The sequence below is a fragment of the Cryobacterium shii genome (genome assembly GCF_004402595.1).
Classification (GTDB): domain Bacteria; phylum Actinomycetota; class Actinomycetes; order Actinomycetales; family Microbacteriaceae; genus Cryobacterium; species Cryobacterium shii.
The window spans coordinates 1-22,870 of sequence record NZ_SOFY01000003.1 but is presented as its reverse complement, the minus strand read 5'-3'; the positions used below and the strand labels follow the sequence as shown (position 1 = coordinate 22,870).

General features: G+C 68.2%; 29 protein-coding genes, 2 tRNA genes and 1 riboswitch. Of the genes, 15 read left to right on the top strand and 16 right to left on the bottom strand.

Annotation, left to right across the window (positions count from 1 at the left end):
• Positions 1–385, top strand: a 385-nt coding sequence (locus E3O49_RS00400; RefSeq protein WP_206750379.1) for an HNH endonuclease signature motif containing protein, incomplete at its 5' end; no start/stop codon positions are given.
• A gap of 65 nt (positions 386–450) precedes the next feature.
• On the opposite strand, the gene msrA is transcribed toward E3O49_RS00400, so the two are convergent.
• A complete protein-coding gene (gene msrA / locus E3O49_RS00395) occupies positions 451–975 on the bottom strand; it encodes a peptide-methionine (S)-S-oxide reductase MsrA (protein ID WP_134366379.1) in 525 nt (174 codons plus the stop codon).
• Between the two features lie 17 nt (positions 976–992).
• On the opposite strand from msrA, the gene mgrA reads away from it, so the two are divergent.
• The 4 genes from mgrA to E3O49_RS00375 all read left to right on the top strand — a co-directional run bounded on the left by mgrA (position 993) and on the right by E3O49_RS00375 (position 4,259).
• Positions 993–2,000: an L-glyceraldehyde 3-phosphate reductase gene (gene mgrA / locus E3O49_RS00390; protein WP_134366378.1), complete on the top strand. Its 1,008-nt coding sequence runs from the start codon at positions 993–995 to the stop codon at positions 1,998–2,000.
• A gap of 5 nt (positions 2,001–2,005) precedes the next feature.
• Positions 2,006–2,962 carry a DMT family transporter gene (locus tag E3O49_RS00385; RefSeq protein ID WP_134366377.1) on the top strand — a complete coding sequence of 319 codons (957 nt, stop codon included), beginning with the start codon at positions 2,006–2,008 and terminating at the stop codon, positions 2,960–2,962.
• A 196-nt stretch (positions 2,963–3,158) separates the two neighbouring features.
• On the top strand, positions 3,159–3,440 hold the full coding sequence (locus E3O49_RS00380; protein ID WP_134450804.1) for a hypothetical protein: 282 nt from the start codon (positions 3,159–3,161) through the stop codon (positions 3,438–3,440).
• Positions 3,441–3,563: 123 nt separating this feature from the next.
• Complete coding sequence (locus E3O49_RS00375) at positions 3,564–4,259, top strand: hypothetical protein (RefSeq protein ID WP_134366375.1); 696 nt, start codon at positions 3,564–3,566, stop codon at positions 4,257–4,259.
• A gap of 135 nt (positions 4,260–4,394) precedes the next feature.
• Here E3O49_RS00375 and nadE read toward each other — a convergent pair whose 3' ends face one another.
• Together nadE and E3O49_RS00365 are read right to left on the bottom strand one after the other, a co-directional pair.
• Positions 4,395–5,216 carry an ammonia-dependent NAD(+) synthetase gene (nadE, locus tag E3O49_RS00370; RefSeq protein ID WP_134366374.1) on the bottom strand — a complete coding sequence of 274 codons (822 nt, stop codon included), beginning with the start codon at positions 5,214–5,216 and terminating at the stop codon, positions 4,395–4,397.
• Positions 5,217–5,309: 93 nt separating this feature from the next.
• On the bottom strand, positions 5,310–5,498 hold the full coding sequence (locus E3O49_RS00365; RefSeq protein WP_134366373.1) for a YegP family protein: 189 nt from the start codon (positions 5,496–5,498) through the stop codon (positions 5,310–5,312).
• A gap of 243 nt (positions 5,499–5,741) precedes the next feature.
• On the opposite strand from E3O49_RS00365, the gene E3O49_RS16655 reads away from it, so the two are divergent.
• On the top strand, positions 5,742–5,909 hold the full coding sequence (locus E3O49_RS16655) for a hypothetical protein (RefSeq protein ID WP_166789118.1): 168 nt from the start codon (positions 5,742–5,744) through the stop codon (positions 5,907–5,909).
• Positions 5,910–5,984: 75 nt separating this feature from the next.
• On the opposite strand, the gene E3O49_RS00360 is transcribed toward E3O49_RS16655, so the two are convergent.
• Positions 5,985–6,057: transfer RNA gene (locus E3O49_RS00360), tRNA-Arg, on the bottom strand.
• A 51-nt stretch (positions 6,058–6,108) separates the two neighbouring features.
• On the bottom strand, positions 6,109–6,369 hold the full coding sequence (locus E3O49_RS00355) for a YbbN family protein (protein WP_134366372.1): 261 nt from the start codon (positions 6,367–6,369) through the stop codon (positions 6,109–6,111).
• Positions 6,370–6,502: 133 nt separating this feature from the next.
• Between E3O49_RS00355 and orn the strand changes: the two genes are divergently transcribed.
• The 5 genes from orn (at position 6,503) to E3O49_RS00330 (ending at position 9,976) form a co-directional block, all read left to right on the top strand.
• Positions 6,503–7,123, top strand: coding sequence for an oligoribonuclease (gene orn, locus E3O49_RS00350; RefSeq protein WP_134366371.1), 621 nt, complete (start codon positions 6,503–6,505; stop codon positions 7,121–7,123).
• Positions 7,124–7,166: 43 nt separating this feature from the next.
• Positions 7,167–7,242 (top strand) — tRNA-His (locus E3O49_RS00345).
• A gap of 119 nt (positions 7,243–7,361) precedes the next feature.
• On the top strand, positions 7,362–8,258 hold the full coding sequence (locus E3O49_RS00340; RefSeq protein WP_134366370.1) for an ABC transporter substrate-binding protein: 897 nt from the start codon (positions 7,362–7,364) through the stop codon (positions 8,256–8,258).
• A 42-nt stretch (positions 8,259–8,300) separates the two neighbouring features.
• Positions 8,301–8,651, top strand: coding sequence for a metallopeptidase family protein (locus E3O49_RS00335; protein WP_134366369.1), 351 nt, complete (start codon positions 8,301–8,303; stop codon positions 8,649–8,651).
• Positions 8,652–8,674: 23 nt separating this feature from the next.
• Entirely contained in the window at positions 8,675–9,976 is a 1,302-nt protein-coding gene (locus tag E3O49_RS00330) for a D-alanyl-D-alanine carboxypeptidase family protein (RefSeq protein ID WP_134450802.1), read from the top strand.
• Positions 9,977–10,037: 61 nt separating this feature from the next.
• Here E3O49_RS00330 and E3O49_RS00325 read toward each other — a convergent pair whose 3' ends face one another.
• Genes E3O49_RS00325 through E3O49_RS00305 form a run of 5 tightly spaced genes read right to left on the bottom strand, consistent with a single transcriptional unit; the run spans position 10,038 to position 13,873 of the window.
• On the bottom strand, positions 10,038–10,298 hold the full coding sequence (locus E3O49_RS00325; RefSeq protein WP_241975732.1) for a hypothetical protein: 261 nt from the start codon (positions 10,296–10,298) through the stop codon (positions 10,038–10,040).
• Positions 10,299–10,302: 4 nt separating this feature from the next.
• Positions 10,303–10,902: a nucleoside/nucleotide kinase family protein gene (locus tag E3O49_RS00320; RefSeq protein ID WP_241978615.1), complete on the bottom strand. Its 600-nt coding sequence runs from the start codon at positions 10,900–10,902 to the stop codon at positions 10,303–10,305.
• Positions 10,889–11,671, bottom strand: a complete 783-nt coding sequence (locus tag E3O49_RS00315; protein WP_134366367.1) for an energy-coupling factor transporter transmembrane component T family protein — start codon at positions 11,669–11,671, stop codon at positions 10,889–10,891. The genes E3O49_RS00320 and E3O49_RS00315 overlap by 14 nt, the downstream gene beginning before the upstream one ends.
• Complete coding sequence (locus tag E3O49_RS00310; RefSeq protein ID WP_134411093.1) at positions 11,668–13,230, bottom strand: ABC transporter ATP-binding protein; 1,563 nt, start codon at positions 13,228–13,230, stop codon at positions 11,668–11,670. Before E3O49_RS00310 ends, E3O49_RS00315 begins: the two co-directional genes overlap by 4 nt.
• Positions 13,231–13,240: 10 nt before the next feature.
• Positions 13,241–13,873: an ECF transporter S component gene (locus E3O49_RS00305; protein ID WP_134366365.1), complete on the bottom strand. Its 633-nt coding sequence runs from the start codon at positions 13,871–13,873 to the stop codon at positions 13,241–13,243.
• A 36-nt stretch (positions 13,874–13,909) separates the two neighbouring features.
• Positions 13,910–14,019, bottom strand: a riboswitch (TPP riboswitch).
• Positions 14,020–14,100: 81 nt separating this feature from the next.
• Here E3O49_RS00305 and E3O49_RS16400 point away from each other — a divergent pair.
• Together E3O49_RS16400 and nhaA are read left to right on the top strand one after the other, a co-directional pair.
• Positions 14,101–14,250, top strand: coding sequence for a hypothetical protein (locus tag E3O49_RS16400; RefSeq protein WP_160140982.1), 150 nt, complete (start codon positions 14,101–14,103; stop codon positions 14,248–14,250).
• 105 nt (positions 14,251–14,355) lie between these two features.
• Entirely contained in the window at positions 14,356–15,714 is a 1,359-nt protein-coding gene (gene nhaA / locus E3O49_RS00300; RefSeq protein ID WP_134450800.1) for a Na+/H+ antiporter NhaA, read from the top strand.
• Between the two features lie 3 nt (positions 15,715–15,717).
• Here nhaA and E3O49_RS00295 read toward each other — a convergent pair whose 3' ends face one another.
• Positions 15,718–16,050: a hypothetical protein gene (locus E3O49_RS00295; protein ID WP_134366363.1), complete on the bottom strand. Its 333-nt coding sequence runs from the start codon at positions 16,048–16,050 to the stop codon at positions 15,718–15,720.
• Between the two features lie 9 nt (positions 16,051–16,059).
• Complete coding sequence (locus tag E3O49_RS00290; protein ID WP_134366362.1) at positions 16,060–17,319, bottom strand: DNA polymerase IV; 1,260 nt, start codon at positions 17,317–17,319, stop codon at positions 16,060–16,062.
• A gap of 111 nt (positions 17,320–17,430) precedes the next feature.
• Here E3O49_RS00290 and E3O49_RS00285 point away from each other — a divergent pair, with 111 nt between their 5' ends.
• The gene (locus tag E3O49_RS00285; RefSeq protein WP_134366361.1) at positions 17,431–18,006 is read left to right on the top strand and encodes a TIGR03086 family metal-binding protein; all 576 of its coding nucleotides are present in this window, start codon (positions 17,431–17,433) and stop codon (positions 18,004–18,006) included.
• A gap of 21 nt (positions 18,007–18,027) precedes the next feature.
• On the opposite strand, the gene E3O49_RS00280 is transcribed toward E3O49_RS00285, so the two are convergent.
• The 4 genes from E3O49_RS00280 to E3O49_RS00265 are packed head-to-tail and all read right to left on the bottom strand — an operon-like array spanning position 18,028 to position 22,171.
• On the bottom strand, positions 18,028–18,828 hold the full coding sequence (locus tag E3O49_RS00280; RefSeq protein ID WP_134402240.1) for an ABC transporter permease: 801 nt from the start codon (positions 18,826–18,828) through the stop codon (positions 18,028–18,030).
• A gap of 8 nt (positions 18,829–18,836) precedes the next feature.
• Positions 18,837–19,763 (bottom strand): ABC transporter permease, encoded by a 927-nt coding sequence (locus tag E3O49_RS00275; protein ID WP_134366359.1) that lies wholly within the window; start codon positions 19,761–19,763, stop codon positions 18,837–18,839.
• Positions 19,764–19,796: 33 nt separating this feature from the next.
• Positions 19,797–20,990 carry an ABC transporter substrate-binding protein gene (locus tag E3O49_RS00270; RefSeq protein WP_134402239.1) on the bottom strand — a complete coding sequence of 398 codons (1,194 nt, stop codon included), beginning with the start codon at positions 20,988–20,990 and terminating at the stop codon, positions 19,797–19,799.
• Between the two features lie 17 nt (positions 20,991–21,007).
• Positions 21,008–22,171 carry an ABC transporter ATP-binding protein gene (locus E3O49_RS00265; protein WP_134366357.1) on the bottom strand — a complete coding sequence of 388 codons (1,164 nt, stop codon included), beginning with the start codon at positions 22,169–22,171 and terminating at the stop codon, positions 21,008–21,010.
• A 281-nt stretch (positions 22,172–22,452) separates the two neighbouring features.
• Between E3O49_RS00265 and E3O49_RS00260 the strand changes: the two genes are divergently transcribed.
• A partial coding sequence (locus E3O49_RS00260) for a DUF222 domain-containing protein (protein WP_160140981.1) occupies positions 22,453–22,870 on the top strand: 418 nt, incomplete at its 3' end.

The window sequence follows — 22,870 nt, the reverse complement described above, 5'->3', positions numbered from 1 at the left end:
CCGCGACCGTTACAAGGTGCCCAAAGACCTCAGGCGCTACCTGGAGGTGCGGGACGAGACGTGCCGGTTCCCGGGCTGCAACCGCGGCGCGGCGCACTCCGACATCGATCATGCGCTGGACTGGCAGTTCGACGGGCTCACCGCGCACGACAATCTCGCCCATTTGTGTCCCGGTGAGCATGGGCTGAAGTCCGAGACCCGGTGGTCCTACGACATCCGGCCCGACGGCACGCTCTACTGGACCTCACCGACCGGGCGGCACTTCATCAGCGAACCGGCCACCATCATCCAGCCCCAACCGTCACCGAAAGCGGAACACGACGGACGGGCGCCGGAACGGAAACCGGTACTGCCGGACGAGTCCGACGAGCCGCCGCCGTTCTGAGACGCCGTTTCTGATCCTTCGGCGGGTTGCGCCGTGAACCTATCCGCAAACCGGCGCAGGCGAGATCAGCTGACGATGTACTCCGCGTACGACTTGCGGATCTTGTTCACCTTGGGCAGGGCCACGGCCATGCAGTAGCCCTGACCGGGGTTCTTCGCGAAGAAGTCCTGGTGGTAGTCCTCGGCCACGAAGTATTCGTCGAGCGGCTCGATCGTGGTGACGATGCCGTCGCCCCACCATTCGGCGGCGCGCGTGCGCGCCGTTTCGAAGAGCTGCTTCTGCTCGTCGTCGGTGTAGAACATGGCGGACCGGTACTGGGTGCCCACGTCGGCGCCCTGGCGGTTCAGCTGGGTGGGGTCGTGCAGAGTGAAGAACACGTCGAGGATGACGCTCTCCGGGATGACCTCCGGGTCGAAGGTCACGGCGATGGCCTCCGCATGACCGGTGCGGCCGGTGCAGACGGACTCGTAGCTCGGGTTCGGAGCGGTTCCGCCGGTGTAGCCGGAGACCACATCGGTGACGCCACGCAAGACCCGATACACGGCATCGAGACACCAGAAACATCCACCTGCGACCACAAAAGTTTTCACGCCCCTAGAGTAACGGAATGACCTTCGTACCTGCTCCGAACCGCTATGCCGACATGACCTACCGACGCACCGGCCGGAGCGGCCTCAAGCTCCCGGCGCTGTCCCTGGGTCTCTGGCACAATTTCGGCCATGAGCGGCCCATCGACACGCAGCGCGCCATCCTCCGCCGCGCGTTCGATCTCGGAGTCACCCACTTCGACCTGGCGAACAACTACGGCCCGCCTCCCGGTTCAGCCGAGACCAATTTCGGCCGCATCTTCGCCGAGGATTTCCGTCCCTTCCGCGACGAGATGATCATCTCCAGCAAGGCCGGCTACGACATGTGGCCGGGGCCGTACGGCGATTTCGGGTCCCGCAAGTACCTGCTTTCCTCCCTCGACGCGAGCCTGGGCCGGCTCGGTCTCGACTACGTCGACATCTTCTACTCGCACCGGCCTGACCCGGAAACTCCGATCGAGGAGACCATGGGAGCGCTGGCATCCGCTGTTCACCAGGGCAAGGCCCTCTATGTCGGCATCTCCAGCTACACCCCGGAGCAGACCCGGGCCGCCGTGGCGGCCCTGGCCGAGCACAAGGTCCCCCTCCTCATCCACCAGCCCCGCTATTCGATGTTCGACCGCCACATCGAAGACGGCCTCTTCCCGGTTCTCGACGAACTGGGCGTGGGCAGCATCGTCTTCTCGCCGCTCGCGCAGGGTCTGCTCACCGACCGGTACCTCGGCGGCTCGGTGCCCTCGGACTCCCGGGTCGCCACCAGCCGGTTCCTCTCCGAGACCGTCCTCACCGACACCTACCTCAACCGGGCCAGGGCGCTCAATGCCATTGCGCACGAGCGCGGCCAGACCCTGGCTCAGCTCGCGGTCACCTGGATCCTGCGCCAACGTTCGGTGACCAGCGTGCTCGTCGGCGCCAGCAGCGTGCACCAGCTCGAACAGACCGTGGCAGCACTGGACGCCCCTGCCCTGACCAACGACGAAATCGCCATGATCGAACCGTACGCCGTGCACGGCACCGGACTGGGCTAGAGCGGGTGGGCTACCTCTACGCTCTCCTCGCGTCGCTGCTCTTCGGCCTCAACGGCAGCACCACCAAGGTGATCGTGGAGGCCGGGCTCTCCCCCGCGCAGTTGACGTTCTTCCGGGTCACGGTCGTCGCCGTGCTGGCCGGCGGCCTCCTGGCGCTGACCAACCGTCGTGCGTTCCGGATCAACCGCCGGCAGCTGGTCGTGATGGCCGTGCTCGGCGTCGCCGGGGTCGCCCTGATCCAGTGGTTCTATGCCCTGGCGATCAGCCTGCTGCCGGTGGGCATCGCGCTGATGCTCGAGTACGCCGGCGTGCTGCTCGTCGCCATCGTGGCCCGGTTCGTCTTCAAGGAACGGGTGAAGCCCCGCATCTGGCTGGCCATCGGCTGCGTCCTGATCGGGATGGCCGTGGTCGCCCAGATCTGGGCCAGCACCCTCTCCGGCCCGGGCGTGGTGGCCGGGGTGCTCGCCGCGATCTGCCTGGCCGTGTACTTCCTGGTCGGGGAAAGGCAGGTCGCCTCGACCTCGCCCCTGGCCGTCTCGTTCTGGTCCATGCTCTTCGCCAGCGCGTTCTGGCTGGTGTTCAGCGCGTGGTGGCAGGTCGAACCGCAGATCCTGGTTCAGGACGTCGCGCTGCACGGCAATCTCGAGGCGGTTTCGCTCCCCCTGTGGGTTCTGATGGTCTGGAACGGGGTCTTCGGCTCCTTCGCGCCGTATCTGCTCTCCTATATGGCGCTCGGCCGCCTCAACGCGACCGCGGCCGGAATCGTCTCCGCCTCGGAGGTCATCTTCGCGTTCGCGTTCGCGTTCCTGTGGCTCGGCGAGTCCCTCGACGGCCTGCAGATGGCGGGAGTCGTCCTCGTCCTGGCCGGCATCGTCGTGGCCCAGACCGCCAGGCCGAACAAGGTCCTCGACCTCGACCTGGCCAGTCAGGACCTGGCCATGATGGAGGGTCCCGCCCGCTAACCAATTCGACGGAGATTCTGCTGCAAACGGGCGCTTGCGGCGTGTTTGGGCCCGTTTCGGGCAAAATCTCCGTCGAATTCGTTCCGAAAGCGGGACTGCGGAGGGGCGGAGGCGTCCCCGTTGGCACCGGATGTCGGTGGCCCGGCATAGCGTGATGACACCATCACCCGCGGCCGGCCGATCTCGGAGGAATCCCATGTCCACAGCATTCCGCTCCACCGCAATCCGCTCCACCGCCTCGCCCGTGACGATCACCGCGTCGCCGGCGGTCCCGTCCTTCCGTGGTCTCGTTCTGGTCCCCGTGCGGTCCGGGCTCTGGCGGGTCATCGGCCGGTCCGGCGCGGTCCTCGGCCACATCGAACAACGCACGGATGCCGACGGCGACCGTTTCGCCGCACGCCGCCTGATCGCCGCCACCCGCAGCAGCGATCTGGGCACGTTTTGGCGCATCGACGACGCCGCGGACTGTTTCCGCTGACCAGCGCTCGAATCACGTCCTCTCACGTCCCGTTCGCAACGATTGCGTACACGTGGGTCATGTCGATCGGGCACGCCGACGTTGTTCCCCGCAATCGGGCCGGGACGCCGGTAAAGTGCGCTCATGCAGTGGTGGAATAGTTTCGTATCCTGGCTCACGGCAGCCAGCAACCAGGCCGTGGTGTTCGGCGCCGTGGTGCTCATTCTCTCGATCGTCGTCGCCAGCCTCCTGGCGGCCTGGGTCTCCCGCGGGGCAGTCAGAAGCCTGCTCGCACAGCACGATCGTGAGCTGAAGGCCTCCGTGATCGGCACCCTCGTGGATGCCGCGACCGAGGCATCCGTGTGGAACTCGCTCACCCCGCAGGAGCAGGTCATGGCTGATCGCGCGGTCGGTCAGGCCGACGTGCAACTGCGCCTGCTCCCGATCAAGGGGGCGAGTGTCGCCGCTAACTGGGCCGCGCACCAGCTGGCCGAGCTCAAGCGCACCTCCGCGACGTTCGGCTACCAGCTGGAGCCGGCGCTGCTCGAGTTCCGCGACCGCCTGATCGAGTGGCAGAGCAAGCCTTCCCGCACACGCAAGGTCTTCCAGAGCGACCTCGACCGTTGGAAGGTGGCGAACACCACCTCCGAGAAGAGCCTTTTGGCCGAACAGGATGCCTGGGCCGCCCAGCAGCACCACGACCAGTTCACGGAGCACGCCGCTCCGGTTCCCGCCCCGCTCAACTACGCGGCCGGCACCCCGTCACCGTCCACGGAGACCCAGCGTCTGCTCGACGACGTGCAGGCCCTCGAGGTTCGCCCGCTCCCCCTCCAGAACTAACGACCCAGAACCAACGACCGGCACACAGTCTCACCCCCACACACAAAACTGGCCCGTCCGTCATCCGACGTACGGGCCAGTTTTCTGTCTGGTGCACAGCGCGCGAGTCCGCCCGCCGACCGGCAGAGCGGCCGGTCAGCGCCACCAATCATCGAACATCGACGCGGGCACCCGGCGCTTGTGTTCGTTGCTCAGGTAGCGTTTCTCGATCGCGACGGCCGCGTCGTCGGCTACCGCACGCCCTTCGAGGAAGTCGTCGATCTGTTCGTACCGCAGGCCCAGGTTCGCCTCGTCCGTCTGCCCGGGATTGTCGTCGAGCAGGTCGGCGGTCGGGAGCTTCAGGTAGAGGCGGTCGGGCGCGCCGAGCTCGACCAGCAGGGCGCGGCCCTGGCGTTTGTTCAGTCCGGTGAGGGGCAGGATGTCGGTGCCGCCGTCGCCGTATTTCGTGAAGAACCCGGTCACGGCCTCCGCGGCGTGATCGGTGCCGACGACCAGCAGACCGTGGGATCCGGCGAGGGCGTACTGGGCGACCATACGCACCCGGGCCTTGACGTTCCCCTTGTCGAAATCGGGCAACGGCCAGCCCAGGCTGTCGGCGAATTCCGCCTCGACGCCGTTGACGGCTCGTTCGATGTTGAAGGTGATGGTCGACCGGGCGTTGATGAAGTCCAGGGCCAACTGCGCGTCGTCTTCGTCCCGCTGGACCGCATACGGCAGCCGTACCGGGAGAAAGATCGCCGGGTGACCGGCCGCGGTCAGGTGCTCAACGGCAAGCTGGCACAGGCGCCCGGCCAGGCTGGAGTCCTGGCCACCACTGATGCCCAGGACGAAACCCTTCGCCCCCGTCCGCACGAGATAGTCGACGAGGAATTGCACCCGCCGCCGCACCTCCGCAGCAGGGTCGATCTGTGGGGACACGTGCAGTTCCGCGATGATTCGCGCCTGAAGTTCTCGCATGCACCGAATCTATCAAGCCGGCCGCCGAATCGACCGCCGCGTCCGGCCCCGTCCACGCCCGCACAGACCGGCGCCCGACGAGGACGAGCGGAGTCAGTCCGTGGGCTCCGTCAGGTCGACCACGTGGGACTTGGCGTGGGAGCGCAGGGACTCGATGCCCTTGAGCGCTTCTGCCTTGGTCTTAAAGTTCTCCGACGAGGCGATGACCTCGCCGTTGTTGGCCTTGAGCCTGAACCCGTAACCGCCGGTGCGTTCTGCGAAAACTTCATATTTGCCGGACATGACACACTTTCTTCTTCTTCGAGGAAAACGTCACCGGTCGATTGGCCGATAGATCAAGACTACTCGCCGCGCACCGGGGACTGCACGCCGCCCACGCCGACGTCGACGCTCGACCTCGGCCCACCGCAGGGCATCAGCCGACCGATTGCAGGGGCATATGCAAATCGCGCAAATAGCGGCAGGATGTCCGCAGAGACTCACCTGATTTGCTCTCATTCCTGAATCATCAAGGAGGAAAGACCAATGAACTTGTTGCTGATCATCATCGCAATCATTGCCGTGGGGCTCCTCATCACCGGTGGATTGGTTCAGTCTCTGAACTTCCTCCTCTGGGTGGGGATCGTTCTCGCGGTGATTGCCATCATCGTTTGGCTCGTCCAGTTCATCTCCGGCCGGTCCAAGCACGTTTGAGTCCGAACAGTGCCCAGGCCGGCTCGCTGATCAAGCCGGCGGCCGTGGCCGACCGGCCCGAGTGTGGGTATACGGTGCCCCCGGTAGGAATCGAACCTACGACAAGCGGATTAGAAGGCCGCTGCTCTATCCACTGAGCTACGGGGGCGGAGAACGTTCAACGATACCGCAGACCAGGCTCCGGAGTGCGGAACCGGCCTCAGACCGCTTTCGCTGCCGCGACGAGCACCTGCGCGAGGGTCGGCACCCCGCTGGCCCGGAAGACCTCCACCCCGGCCTCGTCCCGGACGATCACGGTGGGCGTGATCCGGATGCCGTTGGCCTCCGCCTCGGCCACGTCTCGCGCCACGTCGAGCTCACGCACATGGGCCTGCGGAACGAGGCGTTCGACCTCCGCCAGGACCGCACGGGTCTGCCGGCACGGCTCGCAGAAGGCGGACGAGAAATAGGTGAGCTCCATCAGGGAATCCTTCTTCGTGTGCCGCAGGGAAGGCCAGTCTACGAAAGCGGGCCGCGGTGAGGCCACGGCCGACCGGACCCGGCCGTGATCGCGGCCAGGAATCGTGGTCGGCGGCCGCCGATAGACTCGGCTCATGACAAAAAGTAGTGACCGGTTGGTATGGGTTGACTGTGAAATGACCGGTTTGGACATTGACACGGATGAATTGTGCGAGATCGCGGTGGTGATCACCGATTATGACCTGAACATCATCGATCCGGGCCTCGACCTGGTGATCAAGCCGAGCGCGGCCGCACTGGAGAACATGAACGACTTCGTGCGCGACATGCACGAGACCTCCGGCCTCATCACCGAGATGCCGAACGGCCTCACCGCCGCCGAGGCAGAGCTGCAGGTGCTCGACTACGTGCTGAAGTTCATCCCGGCCGACCAGAAGGCGCCGCTGGCCGGCAACTCGATCGGAACCGACCGGGCATTCCTGACCAAGTACATGCCGCGTCTGGACAACCAGCTGCACTACCGCAACGTGGACGTGTCCTCGATCAAGGAACTCGCCCGGCGCTGGTACCCCCGCGTGTACTTCAACGCCCCGGCGAAAGACGGCGGACACCGCGCCCTGGCCGACATCCTCGAATCGATTCGCGAACTGGCCTACTACCGCCAGACCGTGTTCGTGAGCGACCCGGGGCCCTCCAGCGACCAGGCCAAGAGCCGTGCAGCCGAAGCCGTGCACAACTTCGGTCCAAACATGTAATAGAATTCATGAGTTGCCTTTCCTGCGGGAAAAGCAACGCATGGTGGGTATAGCTCAGCTGGTAGAGCGCCTGGTTGTGGTCCAGGAGGTCGCGGGTTCAAGCCCCGTTACTCACCCCAATAGAAGTACCGGCTTCATCACGATCTGGAATTCATTTCCTCTCCTGCGCCCGGCGATTCTCTGAGCGAGATCGGCTGCTCCTAGACTCGCCGGAACGACATCTGACGAAGGAATTCCTATGCGCGCTCGTTACACCCTCCCCGCCCTCGCTGCCGTGGCCGCCCTCCTGCTCACCGGCTGCGTCGACAATTCCACGCCCGCCACGTCGGGAAGTTCCGGGAAAGCCGACAGCAGCGTGACCAAGGATGCCGCCGCCGAGGCAATGCTCCCCGACGCCGTCCGGGCGTCCGGCAAGCTCGTCATCGGCACGAGCCCGAACTACTCCCCCAACGAGTTCAAAGACGACTCCGGCAACCCGATCGGCTGGGACATCGAACTGGGCTCCGCCCTCGCCGCGAAACTCGGACTCACCGCCGCCTACAAGGTCGCCAATTTCGACACCATCATCCCGAGCATCATCGGCGGCAAAATGGACCTGGGCATCTCCTCGTTCACCGACAACCTCAAGCGCGAGGAGCAGGTCGACTTCGTCAACTACTACACCGCGGGCATCCAGTGGGCCTCGGCCACCGGCAAGACCGTCGACCCCGACGACGCCTGCGGACTGAAGATCGCCGTGCAGACCACGACGTACGAAGACACCGACGAGATCCCGGCCAAGAGCGACGCCTGCGTCGCCGCCGGCAAGCCCCCGATCGACAAGCTCAAGTTCGACACCCAGGATTCGGCCACCAACGCCACGGTGCTCGGCCAGGCCGACGCCTTCAGCGCCGATTCGCCCGTCACGCTGTACGCGATCTCCAAGACCGAAGGCAAGCTACAGACCGCCGGCACCTCCTTCGAGGAGGCGCCGTACGGGATGGCCGTGGCCAAGGGTTCCAAACTGACACCGGCCGTGCAGGCCGCCCTGCAGTCGATGGTCGATGACGGCTCCTACGGCAAAATCCTGGACAAGTGGGGCGTTGCCGCCGGTGGCCTCACGACCATCACGATCAACGCAGCCGCCAACGGTTAGGCCGTTCGCGTCGTGAGATTCGCGTCGTGAGATGCTGAACGGATGCTGCCGCTGAATCACGACGAGTTCGAACGTCTCGTCATCGACGAGCTGGATCTGCTGCCCGACGACATGGTCGACGGCCTCGACAACGTCATCTTCGTGGTCGAGGACCGGCCGGAAGACGGCAGCCTCGATCTGCTCGGCCTCTACGACGGCGTCGCCCTGACCGAACGCGGGCAGTACGGTTTCGGCGAGATGCCCGACCGGATCGTGCTCTACCGCGAACCGTTGCTGGCCCTGTGCGCGGATCTGGACGAGCTGCGCGACCAGGTGCACATCACCCTCGTGCACGAAATCGCACATTTCTACGGCATCGACGACGACAGGCTGCACGACCTCGGCTGGGGATGACCGTCGGACGTTAGCCTTGCGTCATGAGTAGATACCGACCTGGCCGCATCATCGGCAGCGCGGTCGGCGCCCTCGTCATCCTCGCCGTCGGCGTGTACGGCCCGGCCACCCTGCTGGGCCCGCTGCCGGCGGCGTCGGCGACGCTGGACACACCCGCGCCCGGCCCCGCCAGCGCGTCCCCGCCCGTTCTCCCGGCGGCCGGCGGCAGCGCGGTCATCGGGCTCACCACGCTCACCCCTGATCCCACCGCGCCGACCACGGTCACCCTCAAGGCCGGCGACCTCGGCGAGCACGTCCCGCTGGCGGTCGGCGGCACCAGGGATGCCCTGCCGATGGCGGCGGCGACGAAGATCGTGACCGCGCTGGTCGTCCTGGCCGAGAAGCCGCTGCCGGCGGGGGACGCCGGCCCGAAGATCACGATCTCGGCCGCCGACTACCAGGACTACATCTCCTACGGCAGCACCGGCGCCCGCACAGTCGTCGTGTTCCCGGGCGAGGAATGGACCGAGACCGAGCTGCTCCAGGCTATGGTCCTCGGCTCCAGCAACAACCATGCCGACACCCTCGCACGATGGGCCTTCGGCTCGATCGACGCCTACGTGGCCGCCGCGAACGCCTGGCTGGGCACGCAGGGACTCACCGGCACGGTCGTCGCCGACGCCACCGGCCTGAGCGAGAAGAGTGCCGGAACCGCCACGGACCTGGCCCGGCTGGCCGGGCTGGCCGCGTCCGACCCGGTGATCGCCGGCATCCTCGCCCAACCGGCCTCGGCCCTGGTCGGCCAGCGCGGCGTCGACAACACCACGGCGTTCCTGGCCGACGAGGGCGTCACCGGCATATCCCGCAGTTACACGGATGCCGCCGGCATCTGCTTCCTCTTCACCGCCCAGGTGCGCACCGGGGCATCCGTCTTCACCTTCGCCGGCGCCGTGATCGGGGAGCCCGACTACGACGCGCTGACCGCGGACGTGACCGCCCTGATGGAGAGCGCCCGCTCGGGAGTCACCGAACTGCCCGTGCTCGCGCTGGGCGACGCCTACGCACGGTTCAGCACCCCCTGGGGTGCCACGTCCTCCGCGACCGTGCGCACGGCCAAGACCCGGTTCGGCTGGCAGGCCGTGGCACCCGGAGTCGCCGACGTGAAACTGGACAGCATCTCCACCGGGCGCGCCGGACGCACCATCGGCCGGGTGTCGGTCGAGGCGGGCGGGGAGAGCGTGTCATCACCCCTGGTGCTCGACCGGACAATCCCCGCACCGGGACTCGGCTGGCGGCTGTTGCACCCCGTGGCGATGATCACGGCCCTGCTCGATGCCAATAAGTGACCGCGAAAAGGTGACCGCCACGGTCAGCGACCGCGAGCCCGCGAACGAGCCCGGCTGAGCGCTAGTCGGTTTCGTGGGTGAATTCGTACGGATCGCTCTCACCGGCGTCGAAGCGATACCGCACGTGCAGGCGGCCCTGCACGTCGCGTTCGTCGACCTCGTCGTACCAGAACGTCGTTTCGACGCCCTCGACGGCCGCCATCATGCTGATCCGCGGGTCGTGCTTGCCGTGGATCAGGGCACGGGTGTCGACCTGCCCCGCGAGGGGCCCGTCGGTGAACTCCGCGGTGTACATTACGTCTTTTTCGGTTTGACCGGCCATGTCTTCAACCTAGCCTGCCCGCGGGGCTTCCCGCAGTGTTTCCGGCCGCGGCGAGCCGGATCGTCGCCTGCCGTTCCGGCCGTTCCCGGTTGCGGTAGGCCTCCCACTCCGATTGCCACTGGTCCCAGTGCGAACGGAACGCCTCTCCGTCCCGGGCCAGGGCGCGCTGCTTGCGCAGCCGGTCGTCGGCGTCCAGCCACACCCGGATGTCGCTGAGCGGCAGGTTGGCGGCGGCCAGCGCCCCGCAGCCCTCCACGATCAGCGGGCGCGCCGGGTCGACGAGGTGCCACTCGGCCGGTTGGCCGCGCTCCCAGTCGTAGCGCTGCCAGGCCCCCGGCGCCCCCCGCCGACGCGGTCCGAGGATGTGGTCGGTCAGCTGGGCCACGGCGGCGTCCAGCCCGTTCCAGCCGGGGTAGATGTCGTCCAGGCGCACCAGCACGGGCCTGACCATGCCCGGCCAGGCCAGGACGAGGGCGTCGGCCAGGGTGCTCTTGCCGGCCCCGCTCGGACCGTCGATGAGCACGACTGGCGTCGGCCCTGCGGCCGCCAGGGCGGCCAGGACGGGCGCGAGCAGCAGCATCCGTTCCGGGTCAGGCGAGCACAAAGTTCCAGCTTCCCGTTGCCACGGAGACGAATACCGCCAGCAGCGCGACGACCAGGCCGATCCCGACGAGTGCGAATTCCCGGCCGCGGAAGGTGGCCGGCCGGGCCCAGGTGCGCCGTACCGGGGCGCCGAAACCACGCGCTTCCATCGCGGTGGCCAGTTTGCTGCCCCGGCGGATGGACAGCACGAGCAGGGCGAACCCCTGGCCGGCCAGGCGACGGATGGCGCCGCCGTCCCCGATCCCCCTGGCCCGCCTGGCCAGTTCGAGGGCGCGCCAGTCCTCGATGAACAGGCCGACCAGTCTCAGCCCGGCCAGGCCGCCGAGCACGAACCGGGACGGCAGCCGAACGATCTGGGCGAGGCCGTCCGCCAGGTCGGTGGGGTCGACGGTCACGAACAACACCACCGACGGCAACCCGATGGCCAGGATGCGCAGCGTGGTCGCGATGGCCAGTGCGGTCGAGCCCTCGGTGACGTGCACCAGCCCGAGGTGCCAGTATTCCTGCCCGGACGCCTGGCCGTACAGCAGGGTGGTGAGCCCGGCCGTGGGGGCCGCGATCCAGACCGGGAGGGTGCGCCAGAAGAAGGCCCGCAGGGACAATCCGGCAAAGAAGAACAGCACGGACTCGCAGGCCAGCGCGACGGCGGCGGACACCCAGTCGACGGTCAGCATGAGCACACCCGCCAGCAGCAGTGCGGCCGCGAGCTTGGCCACGGGGTTGACCCGGAAGATGGCCTGCTGACCCCGGGCGGGCGCGAGCACGCTCATCGGGCGGCCGCCACTCTGGGTGCCTGGGCCGGGGCGGCCATCGGGAATTCGCGGTCGGCGAGCGCGGTGACGAAGTCGGCGTCGTGCGAGACCGCGACAACGCCCGTGCCCTCCGTGATGAGTTCCTCGAGCAGAGCCACGATCTCCCGCCAGGTGCGGAGGTCCTGGCCGAAGGTCGGCTCGTCCAGCACCAGGAGCCGCGGCCGGGTGGCGAGCACCGTGCCGACGGACAGACGGCGTTTCTCGCCGCCGGACAGGGTGAACGGGTTCGCGTCGGCCAGCTGGTCGAGGCGGAGCCGCTGCAGCACCTCGTCGACCCGAGCGGTGATCTCGGCCTCCGGCCGGGCCAGCGCCCGCGGTCCGACCGCGAGTTCGGCCCGCACGGTCGCGGCGACGAACTGGTGCTCCGGGTCCTGGAACACCGTTCCGATCCGGGTGAGCAGCTCGCGTGACTTCCAGCGGATCGGTTGCGCGCCCGCCCCGGCCGCGAATGCGTCGCTCGCGAGCACCCGCCCCGACGCCGGCTTGAGCAGCCCCGCAAGGGTGAGCGCCAGGGTCGATTTTCCGGCGCCGTTCGGGCCGGTGATCGCGAGCGCAGACCCGGCGTGCACGGCGAGTTCGATGTCAGAGGCGACGACGGCATCCTTGGTGCGGGCAATGGACAGTGCCCTGGTCTGCAACAGCGCCGTGCTCAGTGGTCCCGTGCTCAGTGGTCCCGTGCTCAGTGGCCCGGCGTTCAGCGAGCCCGTGCTCCGCGGCGCCGCGCCCCGCCGGGACGCCGGCAGTCCGCTCCCCCGGCCCGGAACCCAGACACCGACCTTCGCCAGCTGTTCGCCCTGACGGGTCAAGACCTCGTCGGGGTTCCCGTCGGCAAGGATTCCGCCGCCCTGGTCGAGCACGACCACCCGGTTTACCAGGCCCTGCCAGACGGCCACCCGGTGTTCGATCACGATCAAGGTGGCCTCCGAGTGTTCGAGCACCCGGGCCACGGAATCGCGCACGGACAGGACCCCTTCAGGGTCGAGGTTCGCCGTCGGTTCGTCGAGCAGCAGCAGGCCGGGGCGCATCGCGAGCACCCCGGCCAGGGCCAGCCGCTGCTTCTGCCCGCCGGACAGCGCCGACGTCGGATGGCTGAGCGGCAGATCCAGGCCGACCATCTCGAGGGCGTCGTGCACCCTCCGCCAGATCTCGTCCCGCGGCACGCCGAGGTTCTCGCAACCGAAGGCCACGTCATCGCCGAGGCGGGCCAGGATGACCTGCGAATCCGGGTCCTGCAACAGCAGGCCGGACTGGCCGCGGGCCGCGGTGGGCTCTTGGCCGTTCACGAGCAACCGGCCGGTCTGCTCGCCCTCCTCGTCGCCGCCGAGCACGCCGGCCAGGGCGTGCAGCAGCGTGGACTTGCCCGCGCCGGACGCGCCGAGCAGCAGCAGCCGTTCTCCGGGGTCGATCCGCAGGTCGAGGCCCCTGACCGCCCAGCCGCGGCGACCGGCATGCCGCCAGCCCCAGTCACGGGCGAGCACGGATGCCCCCGGGACGGTGGCCGCTTCTGCCGGTGTCATGGCTGTGCCCCTAGACCCGGGGCCGGGTCGAGCGTCCTGCGGCGAAGCGCGAGAGGGCGCCGGTTCGCGCCAGCCCCCGCATCGCGAGCCAGGACAGCAGGCCGGCGACCACGATCCCGGAGACCACGGCGGACAGGGCGTAGATGGTGATGAACGGGGCGGCGGACCCGGGGTACCAGAGCAGGAGGTCGTTCACGGCCAGCGCGAGCCCGGCCCCCGCTCCCGCGAGCAGCGCCACGTAGAGACGGTAGTTGGCGTAGAAGAAGAGCGCGAAGACCAGCTCGGCCCCGAGCCCCTGCACGGCGCCGGAGACGAGGATGGTGGCGCCCCAGGCCGTGCCGCCGACCAGGGTGGAGACGACGGCCGCGAGCAGCTCGGTGTAGAGCGCCGCGCCGGGCTTGCGGATGATGAGCCCGCCGAGGACGCCGGCGAAGAGCCATCCGCCGCCGAGCAGGGCCTGCAGGCCGGGAAGCAACGGCGTGAGCAGCCCGCTCAGCGGGTTGTAGGCCTGGTTCCAGACGATGAAGATGAGTCCGCTGGCCACGCCGATGACGCTCGCGATGACGATGTCGACGACCCGCCAGCGGAAATTCCGCGGCGAGCGTTCGGTGGACCGGGTGAGAAGGGTGGTGTTTGCGTGCACTGGTCGTGCCCTTTCCGTAGTGTTTCCAGGGCACGGGTACGAGATAATCTGCCTCCCTGCGCTGGCATGATCCAGATCAGGTTCGACGGTCGAAGCTTCAGAAGCTTCCTCTCAGCCCGGTTGACCGGACTCCCGTGTTCGTTTCGAGTATAGGCCGCGGCCTAGACTCGCGGCATGGCATGCCGACCTGAGATCGCCCGCACGGGCCGCCCCCCGGGGAATTCCCGGTGAGCGCGGTCGTCCCGCTGGTGCTCGCCGGACTGCTGCTCCTGTTGATGCGCCGGTTCATTCTGCGCCGGCGACGGATGCGGCGGGGCCTGCCGGTGTCCGGGCCCTGGCACTTCCCCGCGTGGCTGCGCCGCGGTCGCCGGCGCTGAGTCTCCTCTCCCGGAGGCCGCACGCCGCCGTGTACTCTGGGTAACGGTGAGTCGGGAAGCCTGGTCGACATCCGTTTTGGCGTGCCATGAACCAGAGGACCTCCCGTGACTTCACCCCACCCGCCTGCCGGCCCCGGCGAAACCAGAGCCTGGATCTTCCGCCGCAGCAGTTACCCCGAGTACCAGCGCGTCGCGTCGATCCTGCGCAAGGAGACCGTCGGCGGCGCCCTGCTGCTGCTGGCCACCGTGCTCGCGCTGATCCTCGCCAACACGCCGGCCGCCGACGGCTACTACGCCCTGCGGGACTTTGAAATCGGTTACGAGCCCTGGCACCTGAACCTCAGCCTCGGGGCATGGGCCGCCGACGGGCTGCTCGCCGTCTTCTTCTTCCTCGCCGGGCTGGAACTGAAACGCGAGTTCGTCGCCGGTGATCTGCGCACGTTCAGCCGTGCGGTCGTTCCGGTCACCGCCGCCGTGGGCGGCGTCATCGTGCCCGCGCTCATCTTCGTGGCCATCAATGCCAACTCCGGTGCGGAAACCCTGCGCGGCTGGGCGATCCCGACCGCCACCGACATCGCCTTCGCCGTGGCGGTCCTGGCCGTGATCGGGTCCCGGCTGCCGAGCGCCCTCCGCATCTTCCTGCTCACCCTGGCCGTGGTCGACGACCTGCTGGCCATCGGCATCATCGCCTTCTTCTACTCCGCCGACATCCAGCCGCTCCCGCTGCTCCTGGCCGTGGTGCCGCTGGGCGTGTTCGCGTTCCTGGCGCACCGGTACTCGGTCTTCTTCGGCTCGACGCCCTGGGGCGCCGCGGTCATCCTGCTGCCCCTGGGCCTGGCCACCTGGGCGCTCGTGCACGGCTCCGGCATTCACGCGACGGTGGCCGGCGTTCTGCTGGGCTTCGCCGTGCCGGTGGTGCGCAGCCGGCGCGGCGGCGGGCCCGGGGCAGGCCCCGGCCTGGCGGAGAACCTCGAGCACCGCATCCGCCCAGTCTCGGCCGGCTTCGCCGTTCCCGTGTTCGCGTTCTTCTCCGCCGGGGTCACCATCGGCGGGGTGGCCGGCCTGGGTGCCGCCCTGGCCGATCCCGTGGCCCTCGGCATCGTGGCGGCCCTGGTGCTGGGCAAGCCGATCGGCATCATGCTGGCCACCTGGGTGGTCACGAAGACGACCAGGGCCTCACTGGACCCGGACCTGGCCTGGGTGGACGTGCTCGGCGTGGCCATGCTCGGCGGCGTGGGCTTCACTGTGTCCCTGCTGATCGCCGAACTGGCCTTCGGTCAGGGCAGCCCGCACGACGACCATGCCAAGGTGGCCATCCTGACCGGGTCGCTGCTGGCGGCGCTGCTGGCGACCGTGGTGCTGCGGGTGCGCAACCGGCACTACCGCATCATCGACGAGAAGGAACGGCTCGACGCGGACGACGACGGGATCCCCGACGTGTTCACCCCGGAGCAGGACTCCTGAGCGTTATTTTTTCAGGGCGCGGATCACGCGGGCCAAGGCCTTGCCGGCCACCCAGACGAACGGGATGCCGACGGCGAGCAGCGAGATGACGTTCGGTTCGAAACGCAGCGTTCCGCCCGACCTGACGTAGGCGCCGATCGGCAGCGAGGCTCCGCCACCGCCGCCACCGGTGCCACTGCCCTTGTCCTCGGATTCCCCTTCACCACCGCCGAACCCGTAGTACACCAGCGCGACGGGGACCATGCTGACGCCGTCGATCTGGACCGGGTCACCGTAGGCCGATTTCACGCCGGCCGAACGAGAGATTTCTGCGAGCTTTTCCGGAAGGCTAGTCATGCCCTCAGGCTACCCCTTGTCTGGTTTGGGCGTGCCGGGGCGGGCCGAGCCGGGTCGTGCCGGGCCCAGTAGCGAGGCCGGCCGCACCATGCCCAGGCCGAAGCGCGCGGTCACCGAATCCACCGCCCGCTCGGCGCCCCGCCAGTCGTCATCAGGGTCCCACAGCCCCGCGCCTCCCCCGTCACCCTCGCCGAGCTGCTCGACGCGCACGCCGATCAGCCGCACCCGGATGCCCTTCACCGCGAGCAGGTCGAAACTGGCCGCCGCCTCCTCGTAGATGCGCCGCCCGACGTTGGTCGGTTCGGCGAGGGTGCGGGAGCGGGTGACGGTACTGAAATCGGGGTAGCGCAGCTTCAGCACGACGCAGCGGCCGACCAGGCCGGCGCTCCGCAGCCTGACGGCCACGGCATCCGCCTGCCGCAGCAGTTCGCTGCGCAACCGGGCGAGGTCGTTCACATCGTGCTCGAACGTCACCTCGTGGCCGACGCTCTTCTCCTCGCGCTCCACCGTGACCGCCCGGGGGTCGCGCCCCCAGGCCAGGTCGTGCAGCTTGCGCCCGGCTGACTCCCCCACCGCTTTCTGCAGCACAGACAGAGGCGTGTCGGCGAGGTCGCCGATCCGGGCCAGGCCCAGGCGCAGCAGGCTCTGCTCGGTTGTCGCGCCGACCCCCCAGAGGGCGCCGACGGGCAACGGATGCAGGAACGCCAGCGTGTCCTCCGCGGGGATGACGAGCAGGCCGTCGGGTTTCGCCCGGCTCGACGCCATTTTCGCGACGAATTTCGTCGAGGCGGCGCCGACCGAGCAGGTGAGTCCGGTCTCGGCCTCGACCCGGCGGCGGATCAGCGCGGCGATCACGGCCGGTGACCCGTGCAGCCGCCGGGCCCCCGCGACGTCGAGGAATGCCTCGTCGATGCTGAGCGGCTCGACCAGCGGGGTGATGTCCCCGAAGATCCGCATGACGCGCGCGGAGAAATCCTTGTACCGGCTCATATGGGGTTCGAGCACGACCGCCGACGGGCACTTGCGCAGGGCGAGCGCCATCGGCATGGCCGAGTTGACGCCGTAGCGACGGGCCACGTAGTTCGCCGCCGTCACCACGGACCGGCCCGACCGGTGGCCCACGATCACGGGCTGGTCGACCAGCTCCGGGTGGTCCAGCAGCTCCACCGACGCGAAGAACGCGTCCATGTCGATGTGCAGCAGGGTCGCCGAACTGTCGTCGACCGCTTCGGCCGAGACCGTGCGGTCGCTACCGTCCTGCCTACTCATGGAGAGACCCTAACCCACACCGTCGACACCGCTCCACCCCGGCGCTGTTCCACCCCGGCGAGGAATGCGAGCGGACGGTCGGCTGTTGCACCGGGAAACGATTGGAACGCCATGACCGACGACCTCGCGACCTTTGACTGGATTGCACTGCAGAAGCAGGCGGCCGGGGAATTCAGCGCCAGGGTGGGCGCGATCTCGGACTGGTCCGCGGCGACGCCCGACACCGAGTGGACCGTGCGGGAGCTCGTGCGCCACGTCGTGATCGAGCAGCAATGGGTACCGCCGCTGCTCGCGGGCCTGACGGTCCTGGACGCCCGGCGCTCCCTCCCCCCGCTGGGCCCGGACCTGGCCGCGGAATGGGAGACCCACTCCGCGCTGGCCACCGCGGCGTGGACGGCGACGGCTGCCGACGCGCCGGTGCAGCTGTCGTACGACACGGTCCCGGCCTCCGACTACCTCCGCGAGCAGGTCTCCGACGTGACGGTCCACACCTGGGACCTGGCCAGGGCCACGGGCGCCGACGAGGCCCTCGCTGATGCGCTGGTCGAGGCGGTGTGGAGCGTGTTCGAACCGCAACGGGACACCCTGGAGGCCAGCGGCCTCTTCGCCTCCCCCGTGGTCACGAGCGAGGACGCCCCACTGCAGTCACGCCTCCTGGCGCTGACCGGCCGCGACGCACGCCGGTAGGCCTGCCCGGGCGCTGACCGGTTACCGGGGGACCTTCTCGGCGCCCGCGAGGCGTTGGGCGATGTAGATCGGCACGATCGAGACGAGCACGAGCACGACGGCGATCACGTTCACGACGGGCGCCTGATTCGGTCGGAACAGGTTGTCCAGGATCCAGAGCGGGAGCGTCTTCACCCCGGCTCCGGCGGTGAAGGTCGTCACGATGATCTCGTCGAAGCTGAGCGCGAAGGCCAGCAGCCCCCCGGCGAGCAGCGCCGACCGCAGTTGCGGGAAGGTCACCAGCCGGAAGGTGGTCCAGAGGCCCGCGCCCAGGTCGGCGGAGGCATCCTCAAAATTGGTGCCGAGCCGCCGAAGCCGGGCGATCACGTTGTTGAAGACGGTGACGATACAGAACGTGGCGTGGGCGACGATCACGGTCGCGATCGACAGCTGCAGGCCGAGGATGGTGCGGAAGGCGTTGTTCAGGGCGATGCCGGTGATGATTCCGGGCAGCGCGATCGGCAGAATCACCAACAGGCTCACGGCGTCCCGCCCGAAGAACTCGAAGCGCTGCAGGGCCAGGGAGATCAGGGTGCCGAGCACGAGCGACACGATCGTGGCGATCAGGGCGATCTGCACGCTCGTGACGACGGCGTCGAGTGCGCCCTCGCTGCGGAAGGCCTTGCCCCACCATTCCAGGGTCAGGCCCGGCGGCGGCCAGGTGAGGCTGGTGCTGGTGCTGAATGAGTTCACCAGGACGACCATCAGGGGCAGGTAGATCACGAGCAGGATCAGGGCCGTGATTCCGGCCAGGATGGCCCGCGCTGGGCGGCTCAATCGCATGTCGTCCCCTACAGGTTTTCCAGCGCGCCGGTGCGGCGCACGACGGCCAGGTAGCCGAAAATGATGACGATCGGGATCAGCGCGATCGCCGCGGCGAGCGGGAGGTTGTTGGCGGCGCCCACGTTCGTGTAGACGAGGTTGCCGAGCATCTGGTTGGCGCCGCCGACGATGTTCACGGTGATGTAGTCACCCAGGGAGAGGGAGAAGCTGAAGATGGATCCGGCGATGATGGCCGGCCAGATCATCGGCAGCACGACCAGGCGCAGCGTGGCCCCGGTCTTGCCGCCCAGGTCGCCCGAGGCCTCGAGCAGTGAATCGGGAACGCGTTCCAGGCCGGCGTAGATGGGCAGGATGACGTACGGCAGCCACAGATAGGACAGGGTGATGATGGTGGCCGGCAACCCGTACCCGGGGGTATGCCCGCCGAAGGGCGCCACCAGCCACTCATAGATGCCGTCCTGGGACAGCACCGACCGCCAGGCGTACGCCTTGACCAGATAGCTGGCCCACAGGGGCATCAGCACCGCGATCACCAGGATGCGCTGCCAGCGGGGGCTGGCCACCTTCGCCATGTAGAAGGCGATCGGCAGGGCCACCGCGATGTCGATCACCGTCACCAGCACGGCCACGCCCACCGTGCGCACGGTCACGGTCTGGTAGAGCGACCCGGTCAGGACGGTGATGATGTTGTCGAGCGTCCAGGTCTGCGAGATGGTGCCCGTGAACGTGTCCACGGTCCACAGGGCGGTGATCAGGAGCGCGGCCAGGGCCGCGATGTAGACCAGGCCGAGCCAGAACAGGGGTGCGGACAGCAGGAGCGTCAGCCGCAGGCGCGGGTGCTTGCTCAGCAGGACCGAGCCGCGCCGGGCGATGGTGTCCCGGTGAGGGGGCACCACCGCCCGCAGCTCGGGCTGAGCGGGTGCGTCAACCGTCATGATTCCTCTTCTGTCCTGATTGAATCTGGACCGTTAGCCCTTGATTTCCTGCCACGCGGTCGTCCAGGCCGCGTAGTCGGTGCACTTCACGTCGGTGCGCCCGTCGAGGCATTTCTCGATCGGGGTCGACCAGTACCAGATCTGCGCCGCGTATTCCTCGTCGCCGGCGTGGTAGGTCGCGCACTGGTTGGGGTCGGTCGTGAAGTCGCAGGCGGCCTGGTTGGACGGAGCCTCACCGAAGTACTCGGTGGCCTGGGCGTTGGCTTTCGGGCTGGCGATGTAGTTCAGCCAGGCGTAGGCACAGTTCGGGCTCTTGGCCTGGGACGCGATCATCCAGGTGTCCGACCAGCCGGTGACGCCCTCCTTGGGCAGAACGACCTCCGCCGGGGTGCCCTCGGCGAGGGAGTTGCGGATGACCTGCCAGGTGGTGCCCACGACCGTGTCGCCGGTCTCGAACGCCTGGATCGACTTCAAGTAGTCCGACCAGTACTCGCCGATGTTCTCCCGCTGCCCCTTGAGCAGGTCGACGGCCGCGGCAAGCTGGGTCTCGTCGAGCGCGTAGGGGTTCTTGATGCCGAGGTCAGGCTGGTGGTACATCAGGTACATGGCGGCATCCGCGATGTAGATCGGGGAATCGTAGGCTGTCACCTTGCCCTTGTACTGGCCGGACTTGTCGAAGACGACGTCCCAGGACGCCGGGGCCGGAGTGAACACATCCGTGTTGTACATCAGGAGGTTCGCTCCGTAGCCGTGGGGAATCCCGTAGGCGACCCCGTCGACGCTGTTCCAGGACTGCATCTTCAGGAAGTCGTAGACGCCCGCGTAGTTGGGGATGAGGTCCGTGTTCACCGGGGCGACGTCCCCGGCGGCGACCAGGCGCAGCGACGCGTCGCCGGAGGCGGCGACCACGTCGTACTCGCCGGTCTTCATCAGGTTGAACGCCTCGTCGGAGGTGCCGTAGGTCTTGCTGTTGACCTTGCAGCCCGTCTCGTCTTCGAAGGCGCTCACCCAGTCGACGGCGGGGTCGTTGCTGCCGTCCTCGACGTAACCGGGCCAGGCCAGGATCGACACCGATTTCTCGTTGGCTCCGAGTTTGGTGGGAGCTTCGCTGCTGGCGGTGCCCTCGCTCTTTCCGCTGGTGGTGCCACAGGCGGTGAGCAGGGCAACCGAGACGATCGCCAGGCCCGTGAGGGCTGCCGATTTACGGTGTGCTGTGAAGCGTTTCATCGCGTTCTCCATTCCAGTTATCGTGCTGTTTCGGTGGCTGGTTCGGTGGGCTCGGTGGCGGATTGCCCGATCACCTGGCCGTTGATGTGGCCCGTTCCGGGCACTCCGGGCTGTCCGTCGGCGGGCGCGGAGCCCGCCTCGGCGGCGACGGCGGTCGATTTCTCCAGGGCGACCACGTCACGGTCCCCCCAGCCGATGCTCACCCGTGACCCGCGCTCGTCTTCGCTCACCCGGTGGGCGTCGTTCTGCTCGAGCACCACGATGCGGATGCCGGCGTCGAGGTCGACGATCAGGCGCGTGCTGCTGCCGACGTAGATCACCTCGGCGAGGGTGCCGGCGGCCGTGCGTTCGGTGGCGAGGGCGGCATCCGTTCGCCCGATGCTGATCTTCTCCGGACGCAGGGTGTGGATGCCGCCGCGCCCGAGCAGCACGCGCGACAGGGCATCGGTGAAGATGTTCGAGGTTCCGACGAATGCCGCGACGAATGGGGACACCGGCCGGTCGTAGATCTCGGCCGGGGTGCCGAGCTGCTCGATCCGGCCCTCGTTGAAGACCGCGATCCGGTCGCTCAGGGTGAGGGCCTCCTCCTGGTCGTGCGTGACGAAGATGAAGGTGATGCCGAGTTCCCGCTGCAGTTCCTTCAGCTCGACCTGCATCTGTTCGCGGAGCTTGAGGTCGAGGGCGCCGAGAGGCTCGTCGAGTAGCAGCACCTTGGGGCGCACGACGGTGGCACGAGCCAGGGCGACCCGCTGGCGCTGTCCGCCGGACAGCTGGCCGGGCTTGCGGTTTCCGAAGCCGCCCAGGCGCACGGTCTCCAGGGCCTGCTGCGCCTGCGCGTGCCGTTCCCGCTTGGAGACCCCGCGCACTCGCAGCCCGTAGGCGACGTTGTCGAGCACGCTCATGTGGGGGAAGAGGGCGTAGTCCTGGAAGACGGTGTTGACGTCGCGGTCGAAGGGAGCCCGGTTGGTGACGTCCTGACCGAGGAGGGACACCGTGCCGGAGGTGGGCTGCTCGAAGCCGGCGATCAGGCGCAGGACCGTGGTCTTGCCGGAGCCTGAGGGCCCGAGCATGGAGAAGAACTCCCCCTCGGCGATGTCGAGGTCCACGCCGTCGACGGCGTTGACGGCGCCGAAACTCTTGGTCAGTCCGGTCAGCCGAATGGCGGGTTGGTCAGCGGTCACGAAGTCTCCTAGCTCGCTCTGACCTAAATCATATGGAAAGGAATGTAAGAAGTGTGGTTTCTGAGGTTGCGGTCCGGTCACGATGAACTCGTGCAGCCATTATGGCCTCGGTGGCCGGCTGCTGCTCGGCCCCGGAGGCGGCGGTCGACCGGCCGCCCGTGGGCCGTCGGCGAGCCAGGACTTCTCCTCCACAATGTGGCCTTGATCTGGGTATCCACAGCGCAGACTCCGGCGGGCGGATGCCGCGGGCAATGTCAGTGGGTACCCGTAACGTGATCCTCATGAAGCCCTCGTTCATCGAACAGCAGGAGACACGCGGTGAGTACTTCGACGCCATCCGCGAGGCGCACGGCAAGCTGGCCCAGGACGCCGCCGCACTGGCAGACCTCATCGACGAGGCCCACCGATTCGCGACGGGGACCGCGGATACCGCGCCGCGGGTGCCCGGGTCGCGGTGGGACGCCGACACCGTCGCCGAGCGCGAGTTCACGAGCGAGTTGGCCTGCACGATCCGGATTCCACAGCGGTCGGCGGAGACCTTGATCCATGAGAGCGGGTGTCTCACTGGGGAGCTTCCGCTGACGATGGCCGCGCTCCGGTCGGGCCAGATCAGCTACCGGCACGCGCAGGTGCTGATGGGCCAGGCCTGGTCGCTCCCGGACGAAGCCAAGGCCGCGTTCGAGGAGGCCCTGCTGAAGT

Bases quoted from the DNA above. Each gene is read 5' to 3' on its own strand.
- mgrA (WP_134366378.1), top strand. From the start codon at position 993: ATGACCTTCGTACCTGCTCCGAACCGCTATGCCGACATGACCTACCGA.
- E3O49_RS00380 (WP_134450804.1), top strand. From the start codon at position 3,159: ATGTCCACAGCATTCCGCTCCACCGCAATCCGCTCCACCGCCTCGCCC.
- E3O49_RS00375 (WP_134366375.1), top strand. From the start codon at position 3,564: ATGCAGTGGTGGAATAGTTTCGTATCCTGGCTCACGGCAGCCAGCAAC.
- nadE (WP_134366374.1), bottom strand. From the start codon at position 5,216: ATGCGAGAACTTCAGGCGCGAATCATCGCGGAACTGCACGTGTCCCCA.
- E3O49_RS00365 (WP_134366373.1), bottom strand. From the start codon at position 5,498: ATGTCCGGCAAATATGAAGTTTTCGCAGAACGCACCGGCGGTTACGGG.
- E3O49_RS16655 (WP_166789118.1), top strand. From the start codon at position 5,742: ATGAACTTGTTGCTGATCATCATCGCAATCATTGCCGTGGGGCTCCTC.
- E3O49_RS00355 (WP_134366372.1), bottom strand. From the start codon at position 6,369: ATGGAGCTCACCTATTTCTCGTCCGCCTTCTGCGAGCCGTGCCGGCAG.
- orn (WP_134366371.1), top strand. From the start codon at position 6,503: ATGACAAAAAGTAGTGACCGGTTGGTATGGGTTGACTGTGAAATGACC.
- E3O49_RS00340 (WP_134366370.1), top strand. From the start codon at position 7,362: ATGCGCGCTCGTTACACCCTCCCCGCCCTCGCTGCCGTGGCCGCCCTC.
- E3O49_RS00335 (WP_134366369.1), top strand. From the start codon at position 8,301: ATGCTGCCGCTGAATCACGACGAGTTCGAACGTCTCGTCATCGACGAG.
- E3O49_RS00330 (WP_134450802.1), top strand. From the start codon at position 8,675: ATGAGTAGATACCGACCTGGCCGCATCATCGGCAGCGCGGTCGGCGCC.
- E3O49_RS00325 (WP_241975732.1), bottom strand. From the start codon at position 10,298: ATGGCCGGTCAAACCGAAAAAGACGTAATGTACACCGCGGAGTTCACC.
- E3O49_RS00315 (WP_134366367.1), bottom strand. From the start codon at position 11,671: ATGAGCGTGCTCGCGCCCGCCCGGGGTCAGCAGGCCATCTTCCGGGTC.
- E3O49_RS00310 (WP_134411093.1), bottom strand. From the start codon at position 13,230: ATGACACCGGCAGAAGCGGCCACCGTCCCGGGGGCATCCGTGCTCGCC.
- E3O49_RS00295 (WP_134366363.1), bottom strand. From the start codon at position 16,050: ATGACTAGCCTTCCGGAAAAGCTCGCAGAAATCTCTCGTTCGGCCGGC.
- E3O49_RS00290 (WP_134366362.1), bottom strand. From the start codon at position 17,319: ATGAGTAGGCAGGACGGTAGCGACCGCACGGTCTCGGCCGAAGCGGTC.
- E3O49_RS00285 (WP_134366361.1), top strand. From the start codon at position 17,431: ATGACCGACGACCTCGCGACCTTTGACTGGATTGCACTGCAGAAGCAG.
- E3O49_RS00280 (WP_134402240.1), bottom strand. From the start codon at position 18,828: ATGCGATTGAGCCGCCCAGCGCGGGCCATCCTGGCCGGAATCACGGCC.
- E3O49_RS00275 (WP_134366359.1), bottom strand. From the start codon at position 19,763: ATGACGGTTGACGCACCCGCTCAGCCCGAGCTGCGGGCGGTGGTGCCC.
- E3O49_RS00270 (WP_134402239.1), bottom strand. From the start codon at position 20,990: ATGAAACGCTTCACAGCACACCGTAAATCGGCAGCCCTCACGGGCCTG.